This window comes from Allopseudospirillum japonicum, from assembly GCF_900108915.1.
Classification (GTDB): Bacteria; Pseudomonadota; Gammaproteobacteria; order Pseudomonadales; family Halomonadaceae; genus Pseudospirillum; species Pseudospirillum japonicum.
Genome location: NZ_FNYH01000005.1, coordinates 88,519 through 108,900, shown reverse-complemented (window position 1 = coordinate 108,900; position 20,382 = coordinate 88,519). Strand labels below are relative to the sequence as shown.

General features: G+C 42.6%; 18 protein-coding genes and 1 tRNA gene. 11 read left to right on the top strand and 8 right to left on the bottom strand.

The window, feature by feature from the left end:
• Positions 1-461 precede the first annotated feature (461 nt).
• Positions 462-641 carry a hypothetical protein gene (locus BMX05_RS06525; protein ID WP_093309196.1) on the top strand — a complete coding sequence of 60 codons (180 nt, stop codon included), beginning with the start codon at positions 462-464 and terminating at the stop codon, positions 639-641.
• A gap of 166 nt (positions 642-807) precedes the next feature.
• Here the strand turns inward: BMX05_RS06525 and BMX05_RS06520 are convergent.
• From BMX05_RS06520 to thrS, 8 genes are all read right to left on the bottom strand, one after another.
• A tRNA-Pro gene (locus tag BMX05_RS06520) sits at positions 808-884 on the bottom strand.
• A gap of 48 nt (positions 885-932) precedes the next feature.
• Positions 933-1,235, bottom strand: a complete 303-nt coding sequence (gene ihfA / locus BMX05_RS06515) for an integration host factor subunit alpha (protein ID WP_093309195.1) — start codon at positions 1,233-1,235, stop codon at positions 933-935.
• A gap of 3 nt (positions 1,236-1,238) precedes the next feature.
• Positions 1,239-3,635 carry a phenylalanine--tRNA ligase subunit beta gene (gene pheT / locus BMX05_RS06510; protein ID WP_093309192.1) on the bottom strand — a complete coding sequence of 799 codons (2,397 nt, stop codon included), beginning with the start codon at positions 3,633-3,635 and terminating at the stop codon, positions 1,239-1,241.
• A gap of 42 nt (positions 3,636-3,677) precedes the next feature.
• Positions 3,678-4,661 (bottom strand): phenylalanine--tRNA ligase subunit alpha, encoded by a 984-nt coding sequence (gene pheS, locus BMX05_RS06505; RefSeq protein WP_093309191.1) that lies wholly within the window; start codon positions 4,659-4,661, stop codon positions 3,678-3,680.
• Positions 4,662-4,790: 129 nt separating this feature from the next.
• Positions 4,791-5,147: a 50S ribosomal protein L20 gene (gene rplT, locus BMX05_RS06500; RefSeq protein WP_093309188.1), complete on the bottom strand. Its 357-nt coding sequence runs from the start codon at positions 5,145-5,147 to the stop codon at positions 4,791-4,793.
• Positions 5,148-5,208: 61 nt separating this feature from the next.
• On the bottom strand, positions 5,209-5,403 hold the full coding sequence (gene rpmI, locus BMX05_RS06495) for a 50S ribosomal protein L35 (RefSeq protein WP_093309187.1): 195 nt from the start codon (positions 5,401-5,403) through the stop codon (positions 5,209-5,211).
• A gap of 99 nt (positions 5,404-5,502) precedes the next feature.
• Positions 5,503-5,997, bottom strand: coding sequence for a translation initiation factor IF-3 (gene infC, locus BMX05_RS06490; protein ID WP_245710527.1), 495 nt, complete (start codon positions 5,995-5,997; stop codon positions 5,503-5,505).
• A gap of 99 nt (positions 5,998-6,096) precedes the next feature.
• Complete coding sequence (thrS, locus tag BMX05_RS06485; RefSeq protein WP_093309184.1) at positions 6,097-7,989, bottom strand: threonine--tRNA ligase; 1,893 nt, start codon at positions 7,987-7,989, stop codon at positions 6,097-6,099.
• A 449-nt stretch (positions 7,990-8,438) separates the two neighbouring features.
• Here thrS and BMX05_RS12885 point away from each other — a divergent pair, with 449 nt between their 5' ends.
• From BMX05_RS12885 to BMX05_RS06435, 10 genes are all read left to right on the top strand, one after another.
• Positions 8,439-9,626 (top strand): methyl-accepting chemotaxis protein, encoded by a 1,188-nt coding sequence (locus BMX05_RS12885; protein ID WP_177166814.1) that lies wholly within the window; start codon positions 8,439-8,441, stop codon positions 9,624-9,626.
• A gap of 143 nt (positions 9,627-9,769) precedes the next feature.
• On the top strand, positions 9,770-10,135 hold the full coding sequence (locus tag BMX05_RS06475; protein WP_093309180.1) for a response regulator: 366 nt from the start codon (positions 9,770-9,772) through the stop codon (positions 10,133-10,135).
• A gap of 157 nt (positions 10,136-10,292) precedes the next feature.
• Complete coding sequence (locus BMX05_RS06470; protein WP_093309178.1) at positions 10,293-12,569, top strand: chemotaxis protein CheW; 2,277 nt, start codon at positions 10,293-10,295, stop codon at positions 12,567-12,569.
• Positions 12,570-12,595: 26 nt separating this feature from the next.
• Positions 12,596-13,117 (top strand): chemotaxis protein CheW, encoded by a 522-nt coding sequence (locus tag BMX05_RS06465; protein ID WP_093309176.1) that lies wholly within the window; start codon positions 12,596-12,598, stop codon positions 13,115-13,117.
• A gap of 39 nt (positions 13,118-13,156) precedes the next feature.
• On the top strand, positions 13,157-15,577 hold the full coding sequence (locus BMX05_RS12880) for a methyl-accepting chemotaxis protein (RefSeq protein WP_093309174.1): 2,421 nt from the start codon (positions 13,157-13,159) through the stop codon (positions 15,575-15,577).
• 139 nt (positions 15,578-15,716) lie between these two features.
• Positions 15,717-16,553, top strand: a complete 837-nt coding sequence (locus tag BMX05_RS06455; protein ID WP_093309172.1) for a CheR family methyltransferase — start codon at positions 15,717-15,719, stop codon at positions 16,551-16,553.
• Complete coding sequence (cheD, locus tag BMX05_RS06450) at positions 16,546-17,076, top strand: chemoreceptor glutamine deamidase CheD (RefSeq protein ID WP_218138997.1); 531 nt, start codon at positions 16,546-16,548, stop codon at positions 17,074-17,076. Before BMX05_RS06455 ends, cheD begins: the two co-directional genes overlap by 8 nt.
• 109 nt (positions 17,077-17,185) lie before the next feature.
• Positions 17,186-18,256 carry a protein-glutamate methylesterase/protein-glutamine glutaminase gene (locus BMX05_RS06445; RefSeq protein ID WP_093309171.1) on the top strand — a complete coding sequence of 357 codons (1,071 nt, stop codon included), beginning with the start codon at positions 17,186-17,188 and terminating at the stop codon, positions 18,254-18,256.
• Between the two features lie 21 nt (positions 18,257-18,277).
• Positions 18,278-18,589 (top strand): STAS domain-containing protein, encoded by a 312-nt coding sequence (locus BMX05_RS06440; protein ID WP_093309169.1) that lies wholly within the window; start codon positions 18,278-18,280, stop codon positions 18,587-18,589.
• A gap of 26 nt (positions 18,590-18,615) precedes the next feature.
• Positions 18,616-20,361 (top strand): fused response regulator/phosphatase, encoded by a 1,746-nt coding sequence (locus tag BMX05_RS06435; RefSeq protein WP_093309168.1) that lies wholly within the window; start codon positions 18,616-18,618, stop codon positions 20,359-20,361.
• Positions 20,362-20,382 lie beyond the last annotated feature (21 nt).

The following is a 20,382-nucleotide window of genomic DNA, read 5'->3' as shown; positions in this document are numbered from 1 at the left end:
GGCCCAAACTTTAGCCAAATTAGTGTCAATCGTGCAACGCGCTGAGTTACAAAAAAAGGAAGTAAACTTGTTACATGCCATTTTGTCTACACTTGAGCAACATAAAACACCTACTCCGTAACCTAGGGTATCGCGAAAGCACTAGAGACTAGGAGACAACACCTTATAATGCATACAAATTACCTTGATACATATCAAGCTTTCTTCTAGCCAACTGAGCACTACTCAGAAAAACATTCTCAATAGATGCTACTTTAAGCAACACTTGCCAAAGTGCTAACAAATAAAAGTGACTTAGGTGCTTCTATTTAAAGATGTTTTAAAAATATGGCATAAGCTTTGCGATAGTTTACCTGTGCTCAGTCAAAAAGGCGTCACCTCGATGACCCTAGGCTGTCACAGATACGCTTCTTAATACTGGGTGTTTTTCTAATTTTTGTGCAGCGACGGAGTATGACATCATGATCAATTCAAACACGGATAAAGACAAACAACATTTGGTTAGCTATTTGGATGACCTAGAAAATAACTTGAGCCGTCAATTACACCAGCTCAATAATGTCACACAGAAAATGCAAGGGGTCTTAAGTGCCCTTGAAAAGGTGAGTGAACGTCGTCAACAACAGCAAAAAAATCTTTAACTGGGTGTATGCGCGCACAATAAGAATAATAATTCCGTACTGATACTCCTAATACCCCAGTGAATCTCCTTATAAAAAAACCACCTTACAGGTGGTTTTTTAGTATTTGTAGTCGAAGCACACATAAAAAAACCCGAGTCATAAAGACTCGGGTTTTTTAAGCTTTTGGTCGGAGCGACTGGATTCGAACCAGCGACCCCTACAACCCCATTGTAGTGCGCTACCAGGCTGCGCCACGCTCCGAAAACTTGCGGCAAATTATACAGATAAAAGACATAAAGTCAAGTGAGTTTATTGCGTATCTCCTTTAAACTTCTCAACTTTCTGCTTTAACTTTTGCCCTGGTTTGAAAGTCACTACACGCCGCGCCGAAATCGGAATTTCTTCGCCGGTTTTCGGATTACGCCCAGGGCGCTCTCCTTTATCACGTAAATCAAAATTACCAAAGCCAGATAATTTAACTTGTTCATTGCAGCGTAAACACTCGCGAATTTCTGCAAAGAAAGTCTCTACCAATAGCTTGGCATCACGTTTAGGCAAATACAGATCTTGATGCAAACGCTCTGCGAGCTCAGCTTTTGTGAGTGACCCCATACCTTAGCTCCTTAAATACGCCCCAAATTTAGCTTTTAACCCTGCTAAGACTTCAGCAAGTTGCTGATTCACTTCCTCTTCGTTAAGAGTGCGTGAGCTATCTTGTAAGGTCAAGCCTAAAGCGAGACTCTTCACCTCTTTTTCAATGCCAGGACCTTGATATACATCAAAAAGTACGACTTCTTGTAGATAGGTACCGCCTAAACGCCTCACTTCATCCAATACCTCACCAGTTGCTATCTCGGTAGGTACCAAAACAGCAAGATCACGGCGCACTTCAGGAAAACGTGAAACACCTTGAAAACGTGCCACTTGACCTTGTCTTAGGCAGTTTAAATCCAGCTCAAAGACAAAAATAGGCCCTTTTACATCCAGTGTTTGCATTAACTGCGGATGTAAAGCCCCTAACCAACCTAGGGCTTGTTGACCTGCTGCTGTGCGTTTATAAATACGCGCACTTTGTCCTGGGTGCAACGCAGGATGTACTTCAGCTTTAAAGCTAAAATCTTGCAAAGGCCCACTAAGTTGCAGCAAGGCCTCTACATCACCTTTTACATCATAGAAATCAATAGGCTGTGTTGGATGTGTCCAATTTTCGGGCGCTTTACTTCCCGCCACGGCACCAGCTAACTGAGGCGTTTGTAATAAATCTTGTACCTGACCTGTAGCAGTGACAAAACTCAGCCCAGTTTCAAACAGACGCACCCGAGTTTGTTGACGTTTTTGGTTGTAAGCCAAGGCTTTTACCAAACCCGCCATCAAGGTAGGACGCATCACGCTTAAATCCGCAGAGATAGGATTAGCTAAGGTTAATTTAGCTTGCTCAGGTGCGAAAGCCTGCGCCCATTTGGGGTCAATAAAACTAAAACTAATGGCTTCTTGATACCCTAAAGTCACCAAGACATCACGTAAACGCGCCAGCTTCACTTGGCTTTCCGGCAGTGCCTGAATACCTAAACGTGCTTGCGGTGTTTTTACCGGTAAACGATCATACCCATACACACGGGCGATCTCTTCGATAAGATCTGCTTCGATACTAAGATCAAAACGGTAACTAGGTACTTTTGCCAGCCAACCTTCTGCAGTTGAAGTTAGCTCTAACCCTAAACGAGTTAAAATATCTTCCACTTCTGTATCTGCTAGCTCAGTTGCCAAAACTTGCGCTAAACGCTGACGACGCAAACGAATAGGCGCAACTTGCGGCAAGTATTCAGGATACACAGCCTCTGTAACAGGACCTGCTTCACCACCTGCAATAGCAAGCACTAACTCAGTTGCACGCTCTAAAGCTTGTGCTTGTAATGCAAAATCCACACCACGTTCAAAGCGATGAGAGGAATCTGTATGCAAACCATATTGACGCGCGCGTCCAGCAATCGCCAATGGATCAAAGTATGCACATTCAAGGAAGATATCCTGCGTTTGTGCATCAACACTGGAACTTAAACCACCCATAATACCTGCAACGGCTAAAGCTTGCTGGGCATCTGCAATCACTAAAGTATTGGCTTGTAGACTATGTTCACTTTGATCTAATAAGGTGATTTTTTCACCTTCGTTTGCCATCCGTACTTGGATTTCCCCATGCACTTTAGCCAAATCAAAGGCATGCATAGGTTGTCCTAACTCTAAAAGCACATAATTGGTAATATCTACCACAGGGTGCAGGCAGCGCAAACCGCTACGGCGTAGACGCTCACTCATCCATAAAGGTGTACGTGCTTGTGGATTAATTTTACGAATCACTCGGCCCAAGTATTTGGGGCAGGCTTCCGGTGCTTGAAGTTTTACCTGTACTTGCTGTTGGTGCTTGATCTCTTGTATTTGTACAGTTACAGGCGTTACAGGGACTCGATTGAGTACGCCCACTTCACGCGCCATACCAGCAATACTTAAGCAATCACTACGATTTGGGGTTAGATCCACATCTAAAATCGTATCTTCTAATCCTAAATAATCACGTAGCGGCATGCCTAAAGGGGCTTCTGCGGGCAATTCCATAATGCCATCGTGACTATCAGAGATACCCAGCTCATCTTCCGCACATAGCATGCCCTGAGACTCGACTTGGCGCAGCTTAGCTTTTTTAATTTTAAAATTATTTGGTAAAACAGCACCAATACGCGCTAATGCAGTGGTTAGACCTGCACGTGCATTGGCAGCACCACATACCACTTGCCATTCTTGAATACCATCATTCACACGACACACTTGCAATTTATCAGCATTAGGATGTGGCTCAGCCGCTTCAATGCGCGCCACAACAACATCCGTAAAATCGCCAGCAGCAGGCGTGAGGTCATCTACTTCAAGGCCGGATAAAGATAATTGATCTGCCAAAGCTTGACTATCAAGCTGCGGCTGCACCCATTCACGCAGCCAATGTTCACTAAATTTCATAATGTTATCATCAAGGTTAATTACATAAATGCCAAAGGCAAATCAGCCTAACTGGCGTAAGAATTTACTGTCATTATCAAAGAATAAGCGCAAATCTTGTACGCCATATCTCAGCATCGCCAAACGCTCAACCCCCATCCCAAACGCAAATCCTGTATAGACTTCAGGATCAATATTGGAGTAAGCAAAAACCTTAGGATGCACCATGCCACACCCTAAGACTTCCAACCATTGACCATCGCCTCGGTCAATGTCGACTTCAATGGAAGGCTCAGTGAAGGGAAAGTAAGAAGGACGAAAACGCACTTTGACATCCTGTTCGAAGAAATGACGTAAAAAATCCTGCAAAATGCCCTTAAGATCAGCAAAACTCACATCTTGATCGACCAGCAAACCTTCAACTTGGTGAAACATAGGCGAATGTGTCATATCAGAGTCGCAACGATAGACACGCCCAGGGCAAATAATGCGGATGGGTGGCTGCTGATTTTCCATCGTGCGCACCTGTACAGGAGAGGTGTGTGTACGCAACAACGTATTAGCATCAAAATAAAAAGTGTCATGCATCGCACGTGCGGGATGATGCGCGGGAATATTCAAGGCTTCAAAGTTGTGATAGTCATCTTCCACTTCTGGGCCTTCTGCAACGACAAAGCCAATAGATGCGAAGAAGTCTTGAATGCGGTTAATTGTTTGAGTGACAGGATGCAAGCTACCTAATTTGTGCGTACGCCCTGGCAAACTGACATCTAACGACTCGGCAGCCAATTTTTCTGCCAGCTGCGCCGTTTGCAAGGCTTGGCGCTTATTATTAAGCGCTATTTGCACACTTTGCTTCGCTTGATTAATGGCTTCCCCTGCACGTGGGCGTTCTTCTGCACTGAGTTTGCCAAGATTTTTTAGTTCCTGCGTCAGCAAACCCTTCTTACCGAGATAGTCGACGCGCACCTGATCCAGTTCGGCTAAACTTGGTGCTTGATCAATCGCAGTCTGCGCTTGCTGCACAAAAGAAGTAAGATGTTCCATAGTCATTGACAACCAAATGTAAAAATTAGCCAAAAAAATAGGGGAAGGCGCTGCGCCTTCCCCTAAGGTTTTTCAAGAGCTTAAGCCGCAAAGCTTGCTGTATTCGCAAACTTTATGACCCAAAATGGCTTATACCAGCGCTGCTTTTGCTTTCTCCGCGACAGCAGCAAAGGCGGCTTGTTCATGTACAGCCAAATCTGCTAGCACCTTACGATCGATTTCAATGTTCGCTTTTTTCAAGCCAGCAATGAAACGGCTATAAGAAATACCATTAATACGCGCAGCTGCATTGATACGCGCAATCCACAGAGCGCGGAATTGACGCTTACGCTGACGGCGGTCACGGTATGCATATTGACCTGCTTTAATAACCGCTTGCTTAGCAACGCGGAATACACGGCTACGGGCACCATAGTAACCTTTAGCCAACTTTAAAATTTTCTTGTGACGACGACGTGCCACTACACCACGTTTTACGCGAGGCATATGATTAACTCCTAACTAACTAGAATAAATTTGATCAGAACAGAACCTATAAACCCTAGGCCTACAGATTCGGTAACATACGTTCGATCAAAGGCACATCACAGGCAGCAACTTGATGCATGCAACGCAATTGGCGCTTACGCTTGCTGCTCTTTTTAGTCAGGATGTGGCTACGGAAAGACTGTTTATGCTTAAAGCCATTACCAGTCTTACGGAAACGTTTTGCCGCTCCGCTATTCGATTTGATTTTGGGCATCTGAGATACTCCGCATTCTTTATTGAAGGAGCCTGAATACCGACAAGAAGGCACCCCAATTAAAAACTAGGATGCCTTTTTGCAAGTGACTTTAGGCAGTTACTTTCTTTTTTTCGGGGCTAGAACCATCACCATTTGACGACCTTCCAAACGTGGACGGGCTTCAACAAGGGCATGTTCTTCTAGATCTTTTTCAAGGCGTTCAAACAAACGCATACCGACATCTTGGTGAGCCATTTCACGGCCACGGAAGCGCATGCTAATTTTTGCCTTGTCCCCATCTTCTAGGAAACGTATCAGGTTGCGTAGTTTGACCTGATAATCCCCATCTTCCGTTCCAGGACGGAATTTGATTTCCTTAACCTGCACCTGCTTTTGCTTCTTTTTCTGCGAAGCTTTCGCTTTTTTCTGCTCAAACAGGTACTTACCATAGTCCATCACTTTACATACGATGGGATCAGCATCTGCAATTTGCACTAAGTCAAGCCCAGCTGCAACAGCTGATGCAAGAGCTTCTTGCAAGGTGACTACACCTACCTGCTGACCTTCGCTGTCAATCAGACGGACTTCTTTTGCTCGGATATTATCATTAATGGGCGCGCGCGGCTTTGTGTCGCGGGTGCCTCTTGTTGTTGTGCGCTTGATCGTTCAATCTCCAGTGTAAGTGAGTTTTTTTGGCCATCCGTAGGCATTTTACTTAGTGCTTAACTTGCTGACTAAAACGTCATAAGTCAAGCTACCTAAATCATCCCCTGCACGTGTACGGACAGCGACACTTTCGGATTCAACTTCCTTATCTCCAACCACAAGAAGATAAGGGACTTTAGCTAAAGTATGTTCACGGATTTTAAAGCCGATTTTCTCGTTTCTCAAGTCCGTATGCACACGAAATCCTTGTGCCGTTAATTTTTTTGCTACTTGCTGACAATAATCACTTTGGCGATCTGTGATATTCATGATGACAGCTTGTACAGGTGCTAACCAAGTGGGTAAATCCCCTGCATAATGCTCAATGAGAATACCAATAAAGCGCTCAAATGAGCCTAAAATGGCTCTGTGCAGCATTACAGGCGCTTTACGGCTACCATCTTCAGCAACATAATGCGCCCCTAAACGCTCAGGTAGCATAAAATCAAGTTGTAGTGTACCGCATTGCCAGATACGTCCCAAGCAATCTTTTAATGAAAATTCAATTTTAGGTCCATAAAAGGCACCTTCACCTGGCTGTAAGTCCCAAGGCAGGCCAATATCATTTAGCGCTTGTTCTAGAGCGTGCTCAGCTTTATCCCACAGCGCATCTTCTCCCATACGGTCTTCTGGTCGCGTGGAGAGCTTAAGTTCAATATCATTGAAACCAAAGTCTTTATAAACTTGCAAGGTCAGTTTGATAAAGTCTTCCGCTTCTTGACGCATTTGGCCTTCAGTACAAAAAATATGCGCATCATCTTGTGTAAAGCCACGCACACGCATTAAGCCGTGCAAAGAACCAGAAGGCTCATTACGGTGGCAGGCCCCAAATTCCGCCATACGTAACGGTAGATCACGGTAGCTTTTTAGGCCTTGATTAAAAATTTGAATGTGGCATGGGCAGTTCATCGGTTTCACTGCATAATCACGATGTTCTGAGACTGTGGTAAACATGTTTGCCGCATAGTGATCCCAGTGACCCGAGCGCTCCCACAAGACGCGATCAACAACCTGAGGGGTTTTCACCTCTTGATAACCATGCTGACGCAAAACATCACGCATATATTGTTCTAGTGTTTGGTACAACATCCAGCCGTTTGCATGCCAAAATACCATGCCTGGGGCTTCTTCTTGAATGTGAAACAGATCCAAACGTTTAGCCAATTTACGATGGTCACGTTTTTCAGCTTCTTCCAAACGGTGTAAGTAGGCTTTTAGATCTTTTTTATCTGCCCAACAGGTGCCATAGACCCGTTGCAGCATTTTATTTTTAGAATCGCCACGCCAGTAAGCTCCTGAGACTTTCATGAGCTTAAAGGCTTTAATTTTGCCCGTCGATGGTACGTGCGGCCCACGACATAGATCAGTGAACTCACCTTGTTGGTAAAACGACAACATCTCGTGCTGAGGAATATCACGGATAATTTCCGCTTTATACACTTCCCCTTGACGCTCGAAAAACTCGATGGCGTCTTCACGTGACATCAAAAAGCGACGCACTTGCAAATCTGCCTTTGCCAACTCGTGCATGCGTTTTTCTATGGCCTGCAAATCTTCCGGTGTAAAACCACGTTCGAAATCAAAGTCATAGTAAAAGCCATCTTCGATGACAGGACCTATGGTCACCTGAGCTTCTGGGAATAACTCCTTTACCGCCATAGCCAGTAGATGCGCACAAGAATGGCGTAAAATATCAACGCCTTCGGCATCGCGCGCAGTAATAATTGCAAGGCTCACATCTTCTTCAATAAGGTGAGAGGCATCGACTAACGTTTGATTTACACGTCCGGCAAGCGTGGCTTTGGCTAATCCGCTACCAATAGATTCAGCAACTTGCATCACAGTCACAGGATGCTCAAATTCACGCTGGCTTGCATCGGGTAAAGTAATAACCGGCATTGGGTGGTTTCCTTAAAAAGTCGTTTCAGTGGTGGCCACTACGAAAGGCCACTTGTGGGTTTGGGTCAACTGCCTTAATTTTGCCCTGAAAATGAAAGGCTTAGGTTCTAATTTTTTACTTTAGAACACTAAGATGACAATCTTATGAGGATTGGTTTGAATTTAGAGTGAACAAAATTAGGGGCATAATTATACAGAAGTTTATTTCTAGATACAAAGCTAATAAAATATACTTTCCACAGACCTCGTCAGTGCTTTTAGTCAAAAGGATGCAAAGTAAAACCTTGCTTATATCAAAAAAGATACCGAAAATTTACTTATTAATGCTAAACTTAATCAATTTTTGTACGCTAACAAGCTAAGCATTGCCGCTATTTTTCTTGCCTTATATTTTTGTATCTGGCCACCTTTATATGCATAGGATGCACACACGCAATACAGGTAATCACATGACGTCTCAGCTTTTTTTACGATTAAATATCCCTTGGATACTTATTTGGAGTGTGCTGGGTGCTTTAGCTTGGTTAGACCTTCTTTCTTGGCCATTGGCGTTTTTATTATGTGCGCTTTTACTCCCTTTGGGCTATGGGATACTCACACAAAAATTACAGTCTCCTGCTGAAAAACCAGCGACTTATCCGGATCATCATCCTCAACTATCTAATCAATGGCCGCAAGAAGTTGCGCAAGTTTCACAGACCTTACACCAGCAATTCCAAGATTCACGTGCGGATTTACAACAAACGCGCCATTTGACAGAAGACGCGATCAATCAGTTAATTAACAATTTTACTGAGATGGTCACCGCACTCGGTGAGCAACAAACGCTTGCCAATGAAGTGACAGACTCTTTTATGAAAGGTGATCACTATCAGAATTTTGGCGCTTTTATTCAAGATACCAACAACACTTTCGATATTTTCATGGATAATGCCGTCCAGTCTAGCAAGTTCGCCATGGGGCTGGTCGATATTATGGATGATGTTTCCAAGAAAATAGAAAATATTCTTGGCTTACTTGAACAGATTTATGGCATTTCTAGCCAAACTAATTTGCTTGCTCTCAATGCTTCTATTGAAGCTGCTCGAGCTGGTGAAGCTGGGCGTGGTTTTGCAGTGGTTGCTGATGAGGTGCGTACACTTTCACAAAAAACCTCTAGCTTTAGCGATGATATTCGCACTTTGGTGACAGATTTAAGATCTTCTTTTGATCGCGCAGACGCCTCGATCCAAAAAATTTCTTCTGTGGATATGAGCTTTGCAACTGATGCAATGCAACGTGTCACTGATTTCATGCAGTTACTCCAGCAACACCAAGAAAATACGGATGAAGTTGTTCGTAGACAAAGTGAACTTTCAAACCAAGTACAAACTCGTGTCAACCAAGCGATGACTTTGTTACAGTTCCAAGATATGAACTCACAGCTCATTAGCCATGTTGATCAGCGTTTACAAGCACTTAATCAAATATTTGAGCGCCTTGCGCACGCCAAACAACCGCTGGATCATCAAGATTTATATCAGGTACTACAAGATTGTCACCAAGCAACACAAGATGCAGAACAGCACATTCAAAGTATGCGTCACAAGCCAGTCAATCAAACCAATATGGACGAAGGCGAAATAGAGCTATTTTAAGGCAAGAAGGTTTTTTATCTTCGAAAGCTCTGGTATACATGGCTAGCTTCTAAGTGCTCAGCTACTTCTGGTCCTTGAGTGTTGTGGATGCGGTTAAATTCAGTCTTTTTGGTAATAAGTTTTTTAAGGAGCCATTACATCTTATGAGCAAGAAAATTTTAGCCGTTGATGATTCAGCTTCTATCCGGCAACTAGTTGCTTTTACGTTGAGGGGTGCAGGCTACCAAGTCACTGAAGCTGTTGATGGACAAGATGGTCTACAAAAAGCAAAAAGCGAACGTTTTGATTTAATTTTTACTGATCAAAATATGCCGCGTATGGATGGCCTAACCTTAATACGTTCTTTACGTACCCTGCCCCAGTACGCTAGTACTCCGATTCTTATGCTCACAACAGAATCTAGTGCAGAGATGAAAGCACAAGGTAAAGCAGTAAGAGCCACCGGCTGGTTAGTCAAACCTTTCGACCCTCCCAAGTTGATTGAAGTCGTGCGCAAGGTTATTGGCTAATGGCGGTTTTTCCCTGTCTCTGTTAGTCTATTTCAGGTTTTACAGTGTGCAGGGAGGTCAAGCTTATCCTTGTTGTGATCACTTGCATCCACCACTATCTATCGAGTTTAAGCCTGCCCTGCTTAGACAAAATACCTTTATTGCGTAAGATAGCATCATGAGTATAGATCTTAGCCAGTTTCATCAACTGTTTTTTGAAGAGTCTGCAGAACACCTGGCTAGCATGGAAGATCTGCTGCTTTCCCTTGATTTAGATGCCCCTGATATTGACCAGCTCAATGCGATTTTTCGCGCGGCTCACTCGATCAAAGGCAGTAGTGGTACTTTTGGTTTTCATGACATGATCCAAGTCACGCATGAGCTAGAAACCCTGCTTGATCTTTTACGTAAAGGTAGCGTACAACCGACAGCCGATATGGTGGATTTGATGCTGGAAGCACGCGATGTGATCCAGCAACAACTTGCCAGCCATCAACATGGGCATACTTTTGATGAAGCTCAAGCCGAAAGCATTATTCAAAAATTGCAAGCAATGCTTGTCAGCAGCCGTCAACAAGCACAAGGTGAAGCGCCTGCAACGCCCGCACTTTCTGCAGCAAACAAACTTAATCCTTTATTGCCTACAACTTGGTTACTTGAATTTCCGACACCTGCAGGTGTCGATGATTTAATTGAAGGCCTGAGCAATGAAGGTGAAGTTAAAGTCCTTTATAAAGGCAGCATGTTAGGGGAACCCTGCCAACTGTTATTTACTGGAATCTACAAGGAACAGGACCTGCGCAATTTGCTTGGCTTCGTCGTTGATCCAGATGCACTTATTATTTGTGCCTATCAAGATGAGGACCCAGCACAAGCCGATTTTGGTCTCTTTGACGATCTAGAAAAAACAGAAGATGATAGCTTTGGCTTTTTTGAATTCGAAGCCATTGACCCACCACAGGAACTGGAAGATTCTACACTCACACCATTAACGCAAGCTAATCCAATCGCTGAAGAAGATGAAGGTTTTGGTTTATTTTATTTCGATGATGATGAGCCAGCCATCGAACAACCAACCTCTGACCTGAGTACACAAGATGTAACCCCAGATCAAACCAGCGAACAGCAAGATCACTTAGAACGTCAACGCGGCTATGGTTTTTTTCAAAAACTGCCCCCTATCGATGCACCGCCACCGACTGAGCAAACGCTTAACAAAGCCACACCTGCAACCACCACAAAAACGCCAACATCAAATAAAGCCGTCACTACAGGTACTGCGGAGACCTCGATTCGTGTCAGCGTCGATAAAGTCGATCAGCTCATTAACCAAGTGGGTGAACTTGTCATCACTCAATCTATGATTTTACAGGCGGCGATTGAACTAGAAGCCATTACAGGTAAAGAAAAATTATTAGACGCTTTGGCGCAACTAGAACGTAATACGCGTGATATGCAAGAATCTGTGATGGCTGTGCGCATGTTACCTATTAGTGTCGTTTTCAGCCGCTTTCCACGTGTGGTCCGCGATTTAGCACGTAAGCTCAATAAAAAAATAGATCTAAAAATGGTCGGTGAAAATACTGAGCTAGATCGAAGCTTAATTGAAAAAATCTCTGATCCTCTCACGCACTTAATCAGAAATAGCCTTGATCATGGCATCGAATTACCAGAAGAACGCTTAGCTAAAGGTAAACAAGCCACAGGCACCATCGTATTACGCGCAGCACATAAAGGCGGTAATATTTTAATTGAGATTCAAGACGATGGTGCAGGTTTAAACCGAGAACGTATTTTAGCCAAAGCACGCGAGCGCAATATTCCCGTAAGTGATCATGCCAGTGACCAAGAGGTTTGGCAGCTGATTTTTGCACCCGGATTTTCTACAGCGGCAGAAGTCACAGATGTCTCAGGCCGTGGGGTTGGCATGGATGTTGTGCGCAGAAACATCACCAACTTAGGTGGTGGCATAGAAATTGATTCTATCGCCAATGCAGGCACCAGAATTAGTATCCGTCTACCTTTAACGCTAGCAATTTTGGATGGTCTTTCTGTCGCCGTTGGGGAAGAAGTCTACATCTTACCCTTGACAAGTATTATTGCCTCTATTCAGCCAACAGGCACCGAGTTAAAACAAGTCAGTGGACGTGGTGTGATGATTTATGCCTATGATCAATATATTCCATTGGTTCGAGTTTACGAACTCTTTAATTTACAGCCTCTTGCCCGTGAAATTTATGAAGGCATTGTCGTGATTGTCGAAGCTGGCGAACAAAAAGCTGCTTTATTGGTAGATGACTTATTAGGACAACATCAGGTCGTGATTAAAAGCTTAGAAACGAATTATCGTAAAGTAGAAGGGGTTTCTGGGGCGACTATTTTAGGAGATGGACGCGTTGCTTTAATTTTAGATGCAGCAGAAATTATTCAGATGCGTAAGCCGCGTATGCACTGAAGCTATTAGGGGAGGCAAGGTCACACATGTTTGAACAAGATCATGAAGAACATCCCAGTCAAGAACCCGGTCGCCGCGGACAAGAGTTTCTTACTTTTTGTCTAGGTGGTGAAGAATATGGCATTGATATTTTAAAAGTTCAAGAAATCCGCGGTTATGGTGCAGTCACTCGTATTGTAAATGCCCCTAAATTTATTAAGGGTGTGATTAACTTACGTGGCGTGATTGTCCCTATTGTTGATTTGCGCATTAAATTTGGGGTTGGTGACATTAAATATGACGAATTCACTGTCGTTATTATTTTACATTTACTCGATCGCACTGTCGGCATTGTGATTGATAGTGTTTCAGATGTCGTGACTTTGCATGAAGACCAAATTAAGGCTGCACCTGATTTTCATGCCAATTTTGATTCAGCTTATATTCGCGGATTAGCTACCTTAGAAGAACAAATGCTCATCCTAGTTGATATCGAAAAACTTATGAATAGTGATGAAATCAAGTTGGTTGATCAAGCTGTGACCGATTATCCGCAAAGCACACATTGAGTTTCTCTATAATTTTTGAATATTGAAAAGGGCAAGACCATGAGTACGACTTCCCGCATCAAGGCAGCGATGCTCTTTCAGCTGCTATTAATTGCCTTGTTAGCTCTAGTCATTACTGGCGAGACAGGTGTAAGTGAAGGAGATTTCTGGCTCCTTGCAGCGGCAGGCCTGCTTGCGTTAGCCACCTTGCCCATCTTGTTATATGCACAAAATGAAGTGCTTGCACACAACGAAGAGGATATCAATCTTGATATTCCTATTCATACACCACCTAGCATCAACCCAGAAGCAGAAAAAGAAGCGATTATTCAGCAAATTACCAAAGATTTAGGCTATAGCTTCCAAAATATTGTTGATGCCTTAGTCAAAGGCGAAACAGAGCAAGCCAAACGCTTAGCACAGCCTCAGGTTTTCGCTGCAGGTGTTGACCAGTTGGCTGCTTTAGTACAACAGCTACAAGATAGGCGCCGTCAGGATCAAAAGCATTTAGGTCTTATGCATTTTATGACACGTGCGTTAGATAAAATTGATGCTAAGGTTATGATTGCTGATCATGATTTAAATATTCTCTATACCAACCAAGCAGTACGCCAATTATTACAAGATAGAGAAGCTAATATTCGCCAACAACTACCTAATTTTAATGCACGTAAGCTCGTGGGCACTAATATTGATGTCTTTCATGCTAATCCACAACATCAGCGCCAATTATTGGCACAATTACAAGATAGACATCAAGCAAAAATCAATGTTGGCGGCTGTACTTTCTCATTTTGCGTCAATGCACTTTATAATAAGCAAGATGAACGCATGGGGTTTGTAGTAGAATGGCATGACTTAACAGATCAGCTAGCCAGCCAAGAACGTGAACAAGCCCAACAAAAAGCATTAGAAAAAGTCACTCAAGAAAATACAAGAATCCGTTTTGCATTGGATAAAGTCAGCACTAATATTATGATTGCTGATGAGCAATACGATATTATTTATATCAATCAAGCAGTGCAAAATATGTTTGCTAAATGCGCTGACCAATTACGTCAAGTCATACCGCATTTTGATGCCCATCATTTACTTGGTGTCAATATTGATAGTTTCCATAAGCATCCACAGCATCAAAGACAGATGCTTGCGGCCCTGAGAGATACTTATAAAACACAAATTCAGTTAGCTGGGCGCAGCTTCCGTTTAATTGCTAACCCAATTATTAATAGCGAACAACAAAGATGTGGCACCGTGGTAGAGTGGGCGGATGTTACAAATGAAGTCGCGGCAGAACAAGAAATTGCCGATATTGTCATCCAAGCAGCTGCTGGTGATTTCAGTGGACGTATTCAACTAGAAGGTAAAGAAGGCTTTTTCTTACAACTAGGCCAAAGTTTAAACCGTTTACTAGAAATTACTTCTGAAGGTTTAGAAGATGTTGCTGAAGTCCTTAGTGCCATTGCAGAAGGGGATTTAACGCATCGTATTGATAAAGAATATCAAGGGACTTTTTTACGACTCAAAGAAGATACCAACCAGACTGTAGAACAGTTATGCCGAATTGTAGGGCAAATTAAAGAATCCACTGATGCCATTAATACAGCAGCAAGTGAAATTGCTGCAGGTAATAATGATTTATCCCAACGCACAGAAGAACAAGCTTCTAGTCTGCAAGAAACTGCTGCAAGCATGGAGCAAATTACTTCCACAGTGCAACAAAACGCGGATAATGCGCGCCAAGCTAACCAACTCGCCATTGGCGCAAGTGATGTTGCTGAGCGCGGGGGACAAGTTGTTAATGACGTGGTCAAAACCATGCAGATGATTACTTCAAGCTCGCGCCAGATTGAAGAAATTATCACAGTGATTGACAGTATTGCATTCCAAACCAATATCTTAGCTCTGAACGCTGCTGTAGAAGCCGCACGGGCAGGCGAACAAGGACGCGGGTTTGCTGTCGTCGCAACGGAAGTACGCAACCTCGCACGACGTAGCGCAGATGCCGCGAAAGAAATTAAAGCGCTTATCAACAAGTCTGTAGAGACCGTTGAATCTAGCTCTCATTTGGTGACAGATGCAGGCCACACCATGAGTGAAATTGTGACTGCTGTCAAACGAGTGACAGACATTATGGCGGAAATTTCTGCTGCCTCTGATGAACAACGTTCTGGTATTGAGCAAATTAATCTTGCAATTACCCAATTAGATGAAGTCACCCAACAAAATGCTGCTTTAGTTGAAGAAGCGGCCGCCGCTTCTGAAGCGGCAGAGGAACAAGCACGCAATCTTTCTGAGGCAATCGCATTTTTTAGAGTCGATGAGAATGCGCAAGTCCGTGCACCTTTGGCATTACAAGCACCTCCAGGACATCAGCCTCATAAAACACATGCAGCCGTACCAAGCACACCAGTGAAAACACCACCTTTGCCGGCGCCACGTAAAGAAATGGATGCCGATGAGGGATGGGAAGAATTTTAAGCTTTCTATCATCTAGCCCCCAGTGTGGGGCTTTTGTTATTTAAAATTTTCCTTCTTTTTCAAAGATCCTTCTTTTTCTATCTTTTTATAAGAAAATTAGGTATTTTGTCAGCTTATCTTGTGTTGAATGGATTATTAAATGAGCACAGCATCTAAATCGCGTGAATTTCATTTCACCCTTAAGGATTTTCACTATGTACGTGATCTGATTTATCGCGAAGCAGGTATAGTGCTAGTAGATGCTAAAGCAGATTTAGTGTATACACGCTTATCACGTCGTTTGCGCGTCTTAAATATTCATACGTTTAGCCAATACATTGAGTTCTTAAATAAAAACCCCCAAGAATTGGAAACTTTTATTAATGCTTTAACAACTAATCTTACTTCTTTTTTTCGTGAAGCTCATCATTTTGAGCTATTAAAAAATTATTTTACTCAATGGAAATCGCCTATTCGCATCTGGTGTACTGCAAGCTCTACTGGTGAAGAAGCTTACAGTTTAGCCATGACCGCAATGGAATATTTTGGTACTTATCAACCTCCCGTAGAAATTCTTGCTTCAGATATAGATACAGATGTATTGCGCAAGGCTGCTGCAGGTATTTATGCTTTTGATCGAATTAGTGATTTAGATGAAGCACGTCGTAAACGTTTCTTCCTAAAAGGTTGTGACAAAAATCTAGGTAAAGTAAAAGTTAGGCGCGCTCTTAAAGATTTAGTCAAGTTTCAAAAAATTAATTTACTGGCACCACAATGGCCAATCCAAGGTCCTTTTCATGCTATTTTTTGTCGTAATGTAATGATTTATTTTGATAAGCCAACACAGTATAAAATACTCGCTGGCTTTCATCCTCTATTAACTCATGATGGTGTGCTATTTGCAGGACACTCGGAGAGTTTTCACCATGCAACGGATTTGTTTCAGTTAGTCAGTCGCACTGTCTACCGCCCTATTTTAGGGAGAATTCATGTCTGATTTTATTCATTCTGCGCCAACCCATAAACGTTTTCGTGAACCTCACTTACAAATGGATATGATTAAAATTCATCCAGGCGAATATTGCGCTACTGCCGAAACTGAACTTGCTCTAGGTACCATTTTAGGCTCTTGCGTTTCCGCTTGTATTTGGGATCCTAAATTAGGTGTTGGCGGCATGAACCATTTTATGCTGCCAGAATGCGGCCAAGTAAATAGCCCACTGAGCACTGCTGCACGTTATGGCACACATGCGATGGAAATGTTGGTGAACTCTCTACTAAAGCTTGGCGCTCACAAAGAAAACTTACAAGTTAAAGTCTTTGGTGGTGGTCGTGTATTAGACTCTCTAAAACAAGCAGATATCGGAACACGTAATGCAAATTTTGTTTTGCATTATATTAAAATGGAAGGTTTAAAGTTAGTTGCTAAAGATTTGCTTGATATTTACCCTCGCAAGGTTTTTTTTATTCCTCAAACAGGACAAGCTTTTGTGCGTAAATTGAAGAATTATCGAGGATAACCATGCACTTATTGAGCGTGAAGTGGCATATTCAGATCAACTTAAAACCACGCCTACAGGTAATGATATTGAGCTATTTAGCTAGCTTTTTATTTTGAAGGAGTCTCCCATGATTAAGGTAGTCATCGTTGATGATTCTGCTTTAGTACGTCAGGTTTTACAGGAAATTATTAACTCACAACCTGATATGTGCGTTGTAGGTAGCGCTAGCAATCCACTCGATGCACGCACCTTAATTCGGGAACAACATCCAGATGTTATTACATTAGATGTCGAAATGCCAAAAATGAACGGCCTTGATTTTCTCGAAAAAATCATGCGCCTTAAGCCAACGCCTGTCATCATGATTTCGAGCTTAACTGAGGCGGGCTCAGCTATTTCATTACAAGCACTTGAGCTAGGTGCCGTGGATATTATCACCAAACCAAAATTAAATATTAAACGTGGCTTACAAGCCTATACCGATGAACTCGCAGATAAAGTACGTGCTGCTGCACAAGCTAAATTAAAAGTGCTAAAACATAGATTTTGTACCACTCAGCCACCAATACAAAATACCCCTTCTGCTTATGTAGAAAAAAAGGTTTCTTGGTACCCACCAGAACGTATTTTATTAGTTGGTGCATCTACAGGTGGTACAGAAGCTTTAAAAGCTTTATTAAGCGCTTTACCTGCAGATATGCCACCTATTTTAATTGTGCAACATATGCCAGCAGCTTTTACTGGCCCTTTTGCACAACGCTTAGACAAACACAGCCAGCTCACTGTCAAAGAAGCGCAAGATAATGAGTTGATTCGTGCAGGCCATGCTTATGTTGCCCCAGGCCATTCTCATTTACGTTTGCGTCGTCATGGGCAACAGTTTTATACCCAACTAGAGCAAAGCGAACCTGTGAACAGACATCGCCCTTCAGTGGATGTTCTTTTTCACTCTGGTGCTGAACTTCTAGGCAAAAAATCCGCGGCTATTTTAATGACAGGTATGGGCAAAGATGGTGCTAAAGGTATGCTAGCCTTGCGTGAAGCAGGTGCTTTTACCTTAGCTGAGGATGAAAGCACTTGTGTTGTATTTGGTATGCCTAAAGAAGCCATTGCATTAGGTGGTGCTTGTTTGATCAAACCCCTGCCTGAACTCGCACCTAGCCTGACTTCTTGGTATAAAGAGGGGAAAACCTCCTAACACTCTTAGAGGAATCTATTGATGTCCGTAAGTATTCATACACAAACTCAAGGTCAAATCGCTAAAATCAAGCTAAAAGGTCGGTTTAATTTTTCTGCACATAGAGAATTTCGTGATGCTTATACTTCTGCCTTAACTGATGCTCAAGTGAAATCTTTTGAAATCGATATGCAAGACGTCGACTACATTGATAGTTCTGCTTTAGGTATGTTGTTATTACTCAAAGAGCGTGCTGATGCAGAACGCAAAGAAATTCAAATCGTACGTTGTTCGCCTGTAGTTTTGGATGTGTTCAAAGTGGCTAACTTCAAAAATCTTTTTAAAATCAGCTAACTTGATTCCCCATTTAAGGTGCGTCCATGCAAAATATCACCCAGTTAAAAGTCCTTCTTGTTGATGATGATGCTTTTTTACAACTCTTTGCACGCCGTATGTTGGAAGGATTTGGACATGAGGTCATCACAGCAAATAATGGATGTCACTGCCTAGAAATTTTGCAAGCAAGTGAAGAATTACCGGATGTTATTTTAATGGACGTGGCCATGCCTGAAATGGATGGCATCCAAGCAACACAGCAAATTCGAGCACTTTATCCAGCTTGGCTACCTGTCATTTTTTTATCTGCTTTAGAAGATACAGAAAGTATTGTACGCGGATTTGAAGCAGGAGGGGATGATTATATGTTCAAGCCCCTGAATAAAGTGATATTGGAATGTAAGCTTAAATCTGTTGCACGTCAACTGATCACCCAACGTACCTTAGAACAAAAAAATGCACAATTAGAAACTTTCTTAGAACAAGAAGAAGAGCTACGTATTAGTAGTCATATTATGCAGCACGTCCTTAAGGAAGGCTTATTGGAAGATCCTTGGGTAAGCTACCACTTACAACCAAACCGCCATTTTAGTGGTGATTTATTATTAGTTGCCCGTACACCGACAGGGGCACTCAATTTAATGCTAGCAGATGCTGTTGGGCATGGCCTTTCAGCTGCCATTAATGGTTTACCCTTGGTACAAATCTTTTCTGCAATGAGCCAAAAAGGATTTGCCTTAGAAAGTATTATTACGGAAATGAACTTAAGGTTAAGATCTTTAATGCCTATTGATCGCTTTGTCGCGGCGGCCTTAATTAATATTGATCCTAACTATAAACGTATTAGTGTTTGGAATGGTGGTATTCCTGGCGTCGTCATGTTAACGCCGCAAGGAGAAACTCATCATTTCACCTCCAATCACCTTCCTCTCGGCTTGGCTGGACCTAAGCTATTTAACCCAAATACGCAAAGTGTTCGCTATCAAGCACCTTGCCAGCTCTTTTTATGCTCAGATGGCTTACCTGACGCTGAAAATGCACATGGGGAAGCCTTCGGAGAAGAGCGCGTTTTTAATTATTTAACACAACATGCACCTTATGAGCGCATGTCGGTTTTACAAAGTGAGCTCAAAACCTTTGTTGGTTACACTGCACCACATGATGATGTGACTTTTGTGCTTGTTTCTATTCCTGAAGATGACCAGCAAGTAATTCAATCAGTTGAAGAACATCTCCTTCCTTCAGGCAAACCAGAATTAATTTACTCTGATTCTAGTGATAATCAGCATGAGCTTTGGAGCTTCTCTCTACTTTTCACGGCAAAAGAAATCAAGCGTTTAGATCTTACCCCTTTAGTGCTTAATTTAGTCAGTGAATATGCAGGGCGACCTATTAACAAATCACTTTTTGTTGTTTTATCTGAACTCATTAATAACTCTGTTGACCATGGTATTTTAGGTATTGACTCTCGCTTAAAGACCTCGCTAGACTCTTTTGATACTTATTTAAATACACGTGAGCAAGCCTTAGAACAATTGACAGATGCTAAAATTGATGTCAATTGTACTTGCTTCATGCAGAACCAAACAACTTGGCTAAAAATTCGTGTGCAAGATTCTGGCAAGGGTTTTAATTATCAGCAATTAATTAATACATCTGTTCAAGATAACTTAAAGCTTTATGGTCGTGGCATCCCCTTGATTTGTGAAATGGCAGAAGAAGTCCGTTATTTAGGCTGTGGCAATGAGGTTGAGGTTGTTTTTTCACTGGATACCACAGACAAAGCATAACCCTTATATGAGGTTTCCCCC

Excerpts from the sequence above, each read along its gene's own strand:
- BMX05_RS06465 (WP_093309176.1), top strand. The coding sequence starts at position 12,596 with ATGTTTGAACAAGATCATGAAGAACATCCCAGTCAAGAACCCGGTCGC.
- BMX05_RS06455 (WP_093309172.1), top strand. The coding sequence starts at position 15,717 with ATGAGCACAGCATCTAAATCGCGTGAATTTCATTTCACCCTTAAGGAT.
- BMX05_RS12880 (WP_093309174.1), top strand. The coding sequence starts at position 13,157 with ATGAGTACGACTTCCCGCATCAAGGCAGCGATGCTCTTTCAGCTGCTA.
- BMX05_RS06445 (WP_093309171.1), top strand. The coding sequence starts at position 17,186 with ATGATTAAGGTAGTCATCGTTGATGATTCTGCTTTAGTACGTCAGGTT.
- rpmI (WP_093309187.1), bottom strand. The coding sequence starts at position 5,403 with ATGCCCAAAATCAAATCGAATAGCGGAGCGGCAAAACGTTTCCGTAAG.
- BMX05_RS12885 (WP_177166814.1), top strand. The coding sequence starts at position 8,439 with ATGACGTCTCAGCTTTTTTTACGATTAAATATCCCTTGGATACTTATT.
- BMX05_RS06435 (WP_093309168.1), top strand. The coding sequence starts at position 18,616 with ATGCAAAATATCACCCAGTTAAAAGTCCTTCTTGTTGATGATGATGCT.
- BMX05_RS06440 (WP_093309169.1), top strand. The coding sequence starts at position 18,278 with ATGTCCGTAAGTATTCATACACAAACTCAAGGTCAAATCGCTAAAATC.
- thrS (WP_093309184.1), bottom strand. The coding sequence starts at position 7,989 with ATGCCGGTTATTACTTTACCCGATGCAAGCCAGCGTGAATTTGAGCAT.
- ihfA (WP_093309195.1), bottom strand. The coding sequence starts at position 1,235 with ATGGGGTCACTCACAAAAGCTGAGCTCGCAGAGCGTTTGCATCAAGAT.
- BMX05_RS06525 (WP_093309196.1), top strand. The coding sequence starts at position 462 with ATGATCAATTCAAACACGGATAAAGACAAACAACATTTGGTTAGCTAT.
- BMX05_RS06470 (WP_093309178.1), top strand. The coding sequence starts at position 10,293 with ATGAGTATAGATCTTAGCCAGTTTCATCAACTGTTTTTTGAAGAGTCT.
- rplT (WP_093309188.1), bottom strand. The coding sequence starts at position 5,147 with ATGCCTCGCGTAAAACGTGGTGTAGTGGCACGTCGTCGTCACAAGAAA.
- pheT (WP_093309192.1), bottom strand. The coding sequence starts at position 3,635 with ATGAAATTTAGTGAACATTGGCTGCGTGAATGGGTGCAGCCGCAGCTT.
- BMX05_RS06475 (WP_093309180.1), top strand. The coding sequence starts at position 9,770 with ATGAGCAAGAAAATTTTAGCCGTTGATGATTCAGCTTCTATCCGGCAA.
- cheD (WP_218138997.1), top strand. The coding sequence starts at position 16,546 with ATGTCTGATTTTATTCATTCTGCGCCAACCCATAAACGTTTTCGTGAA.
- pheS (WP_093309191.1), bottom strand. The coding sequence starts at position 4,661 with ATGGAACATCTTACTTCTTTTGTGCAGCAAGCGCAGACTGCGATTGAT.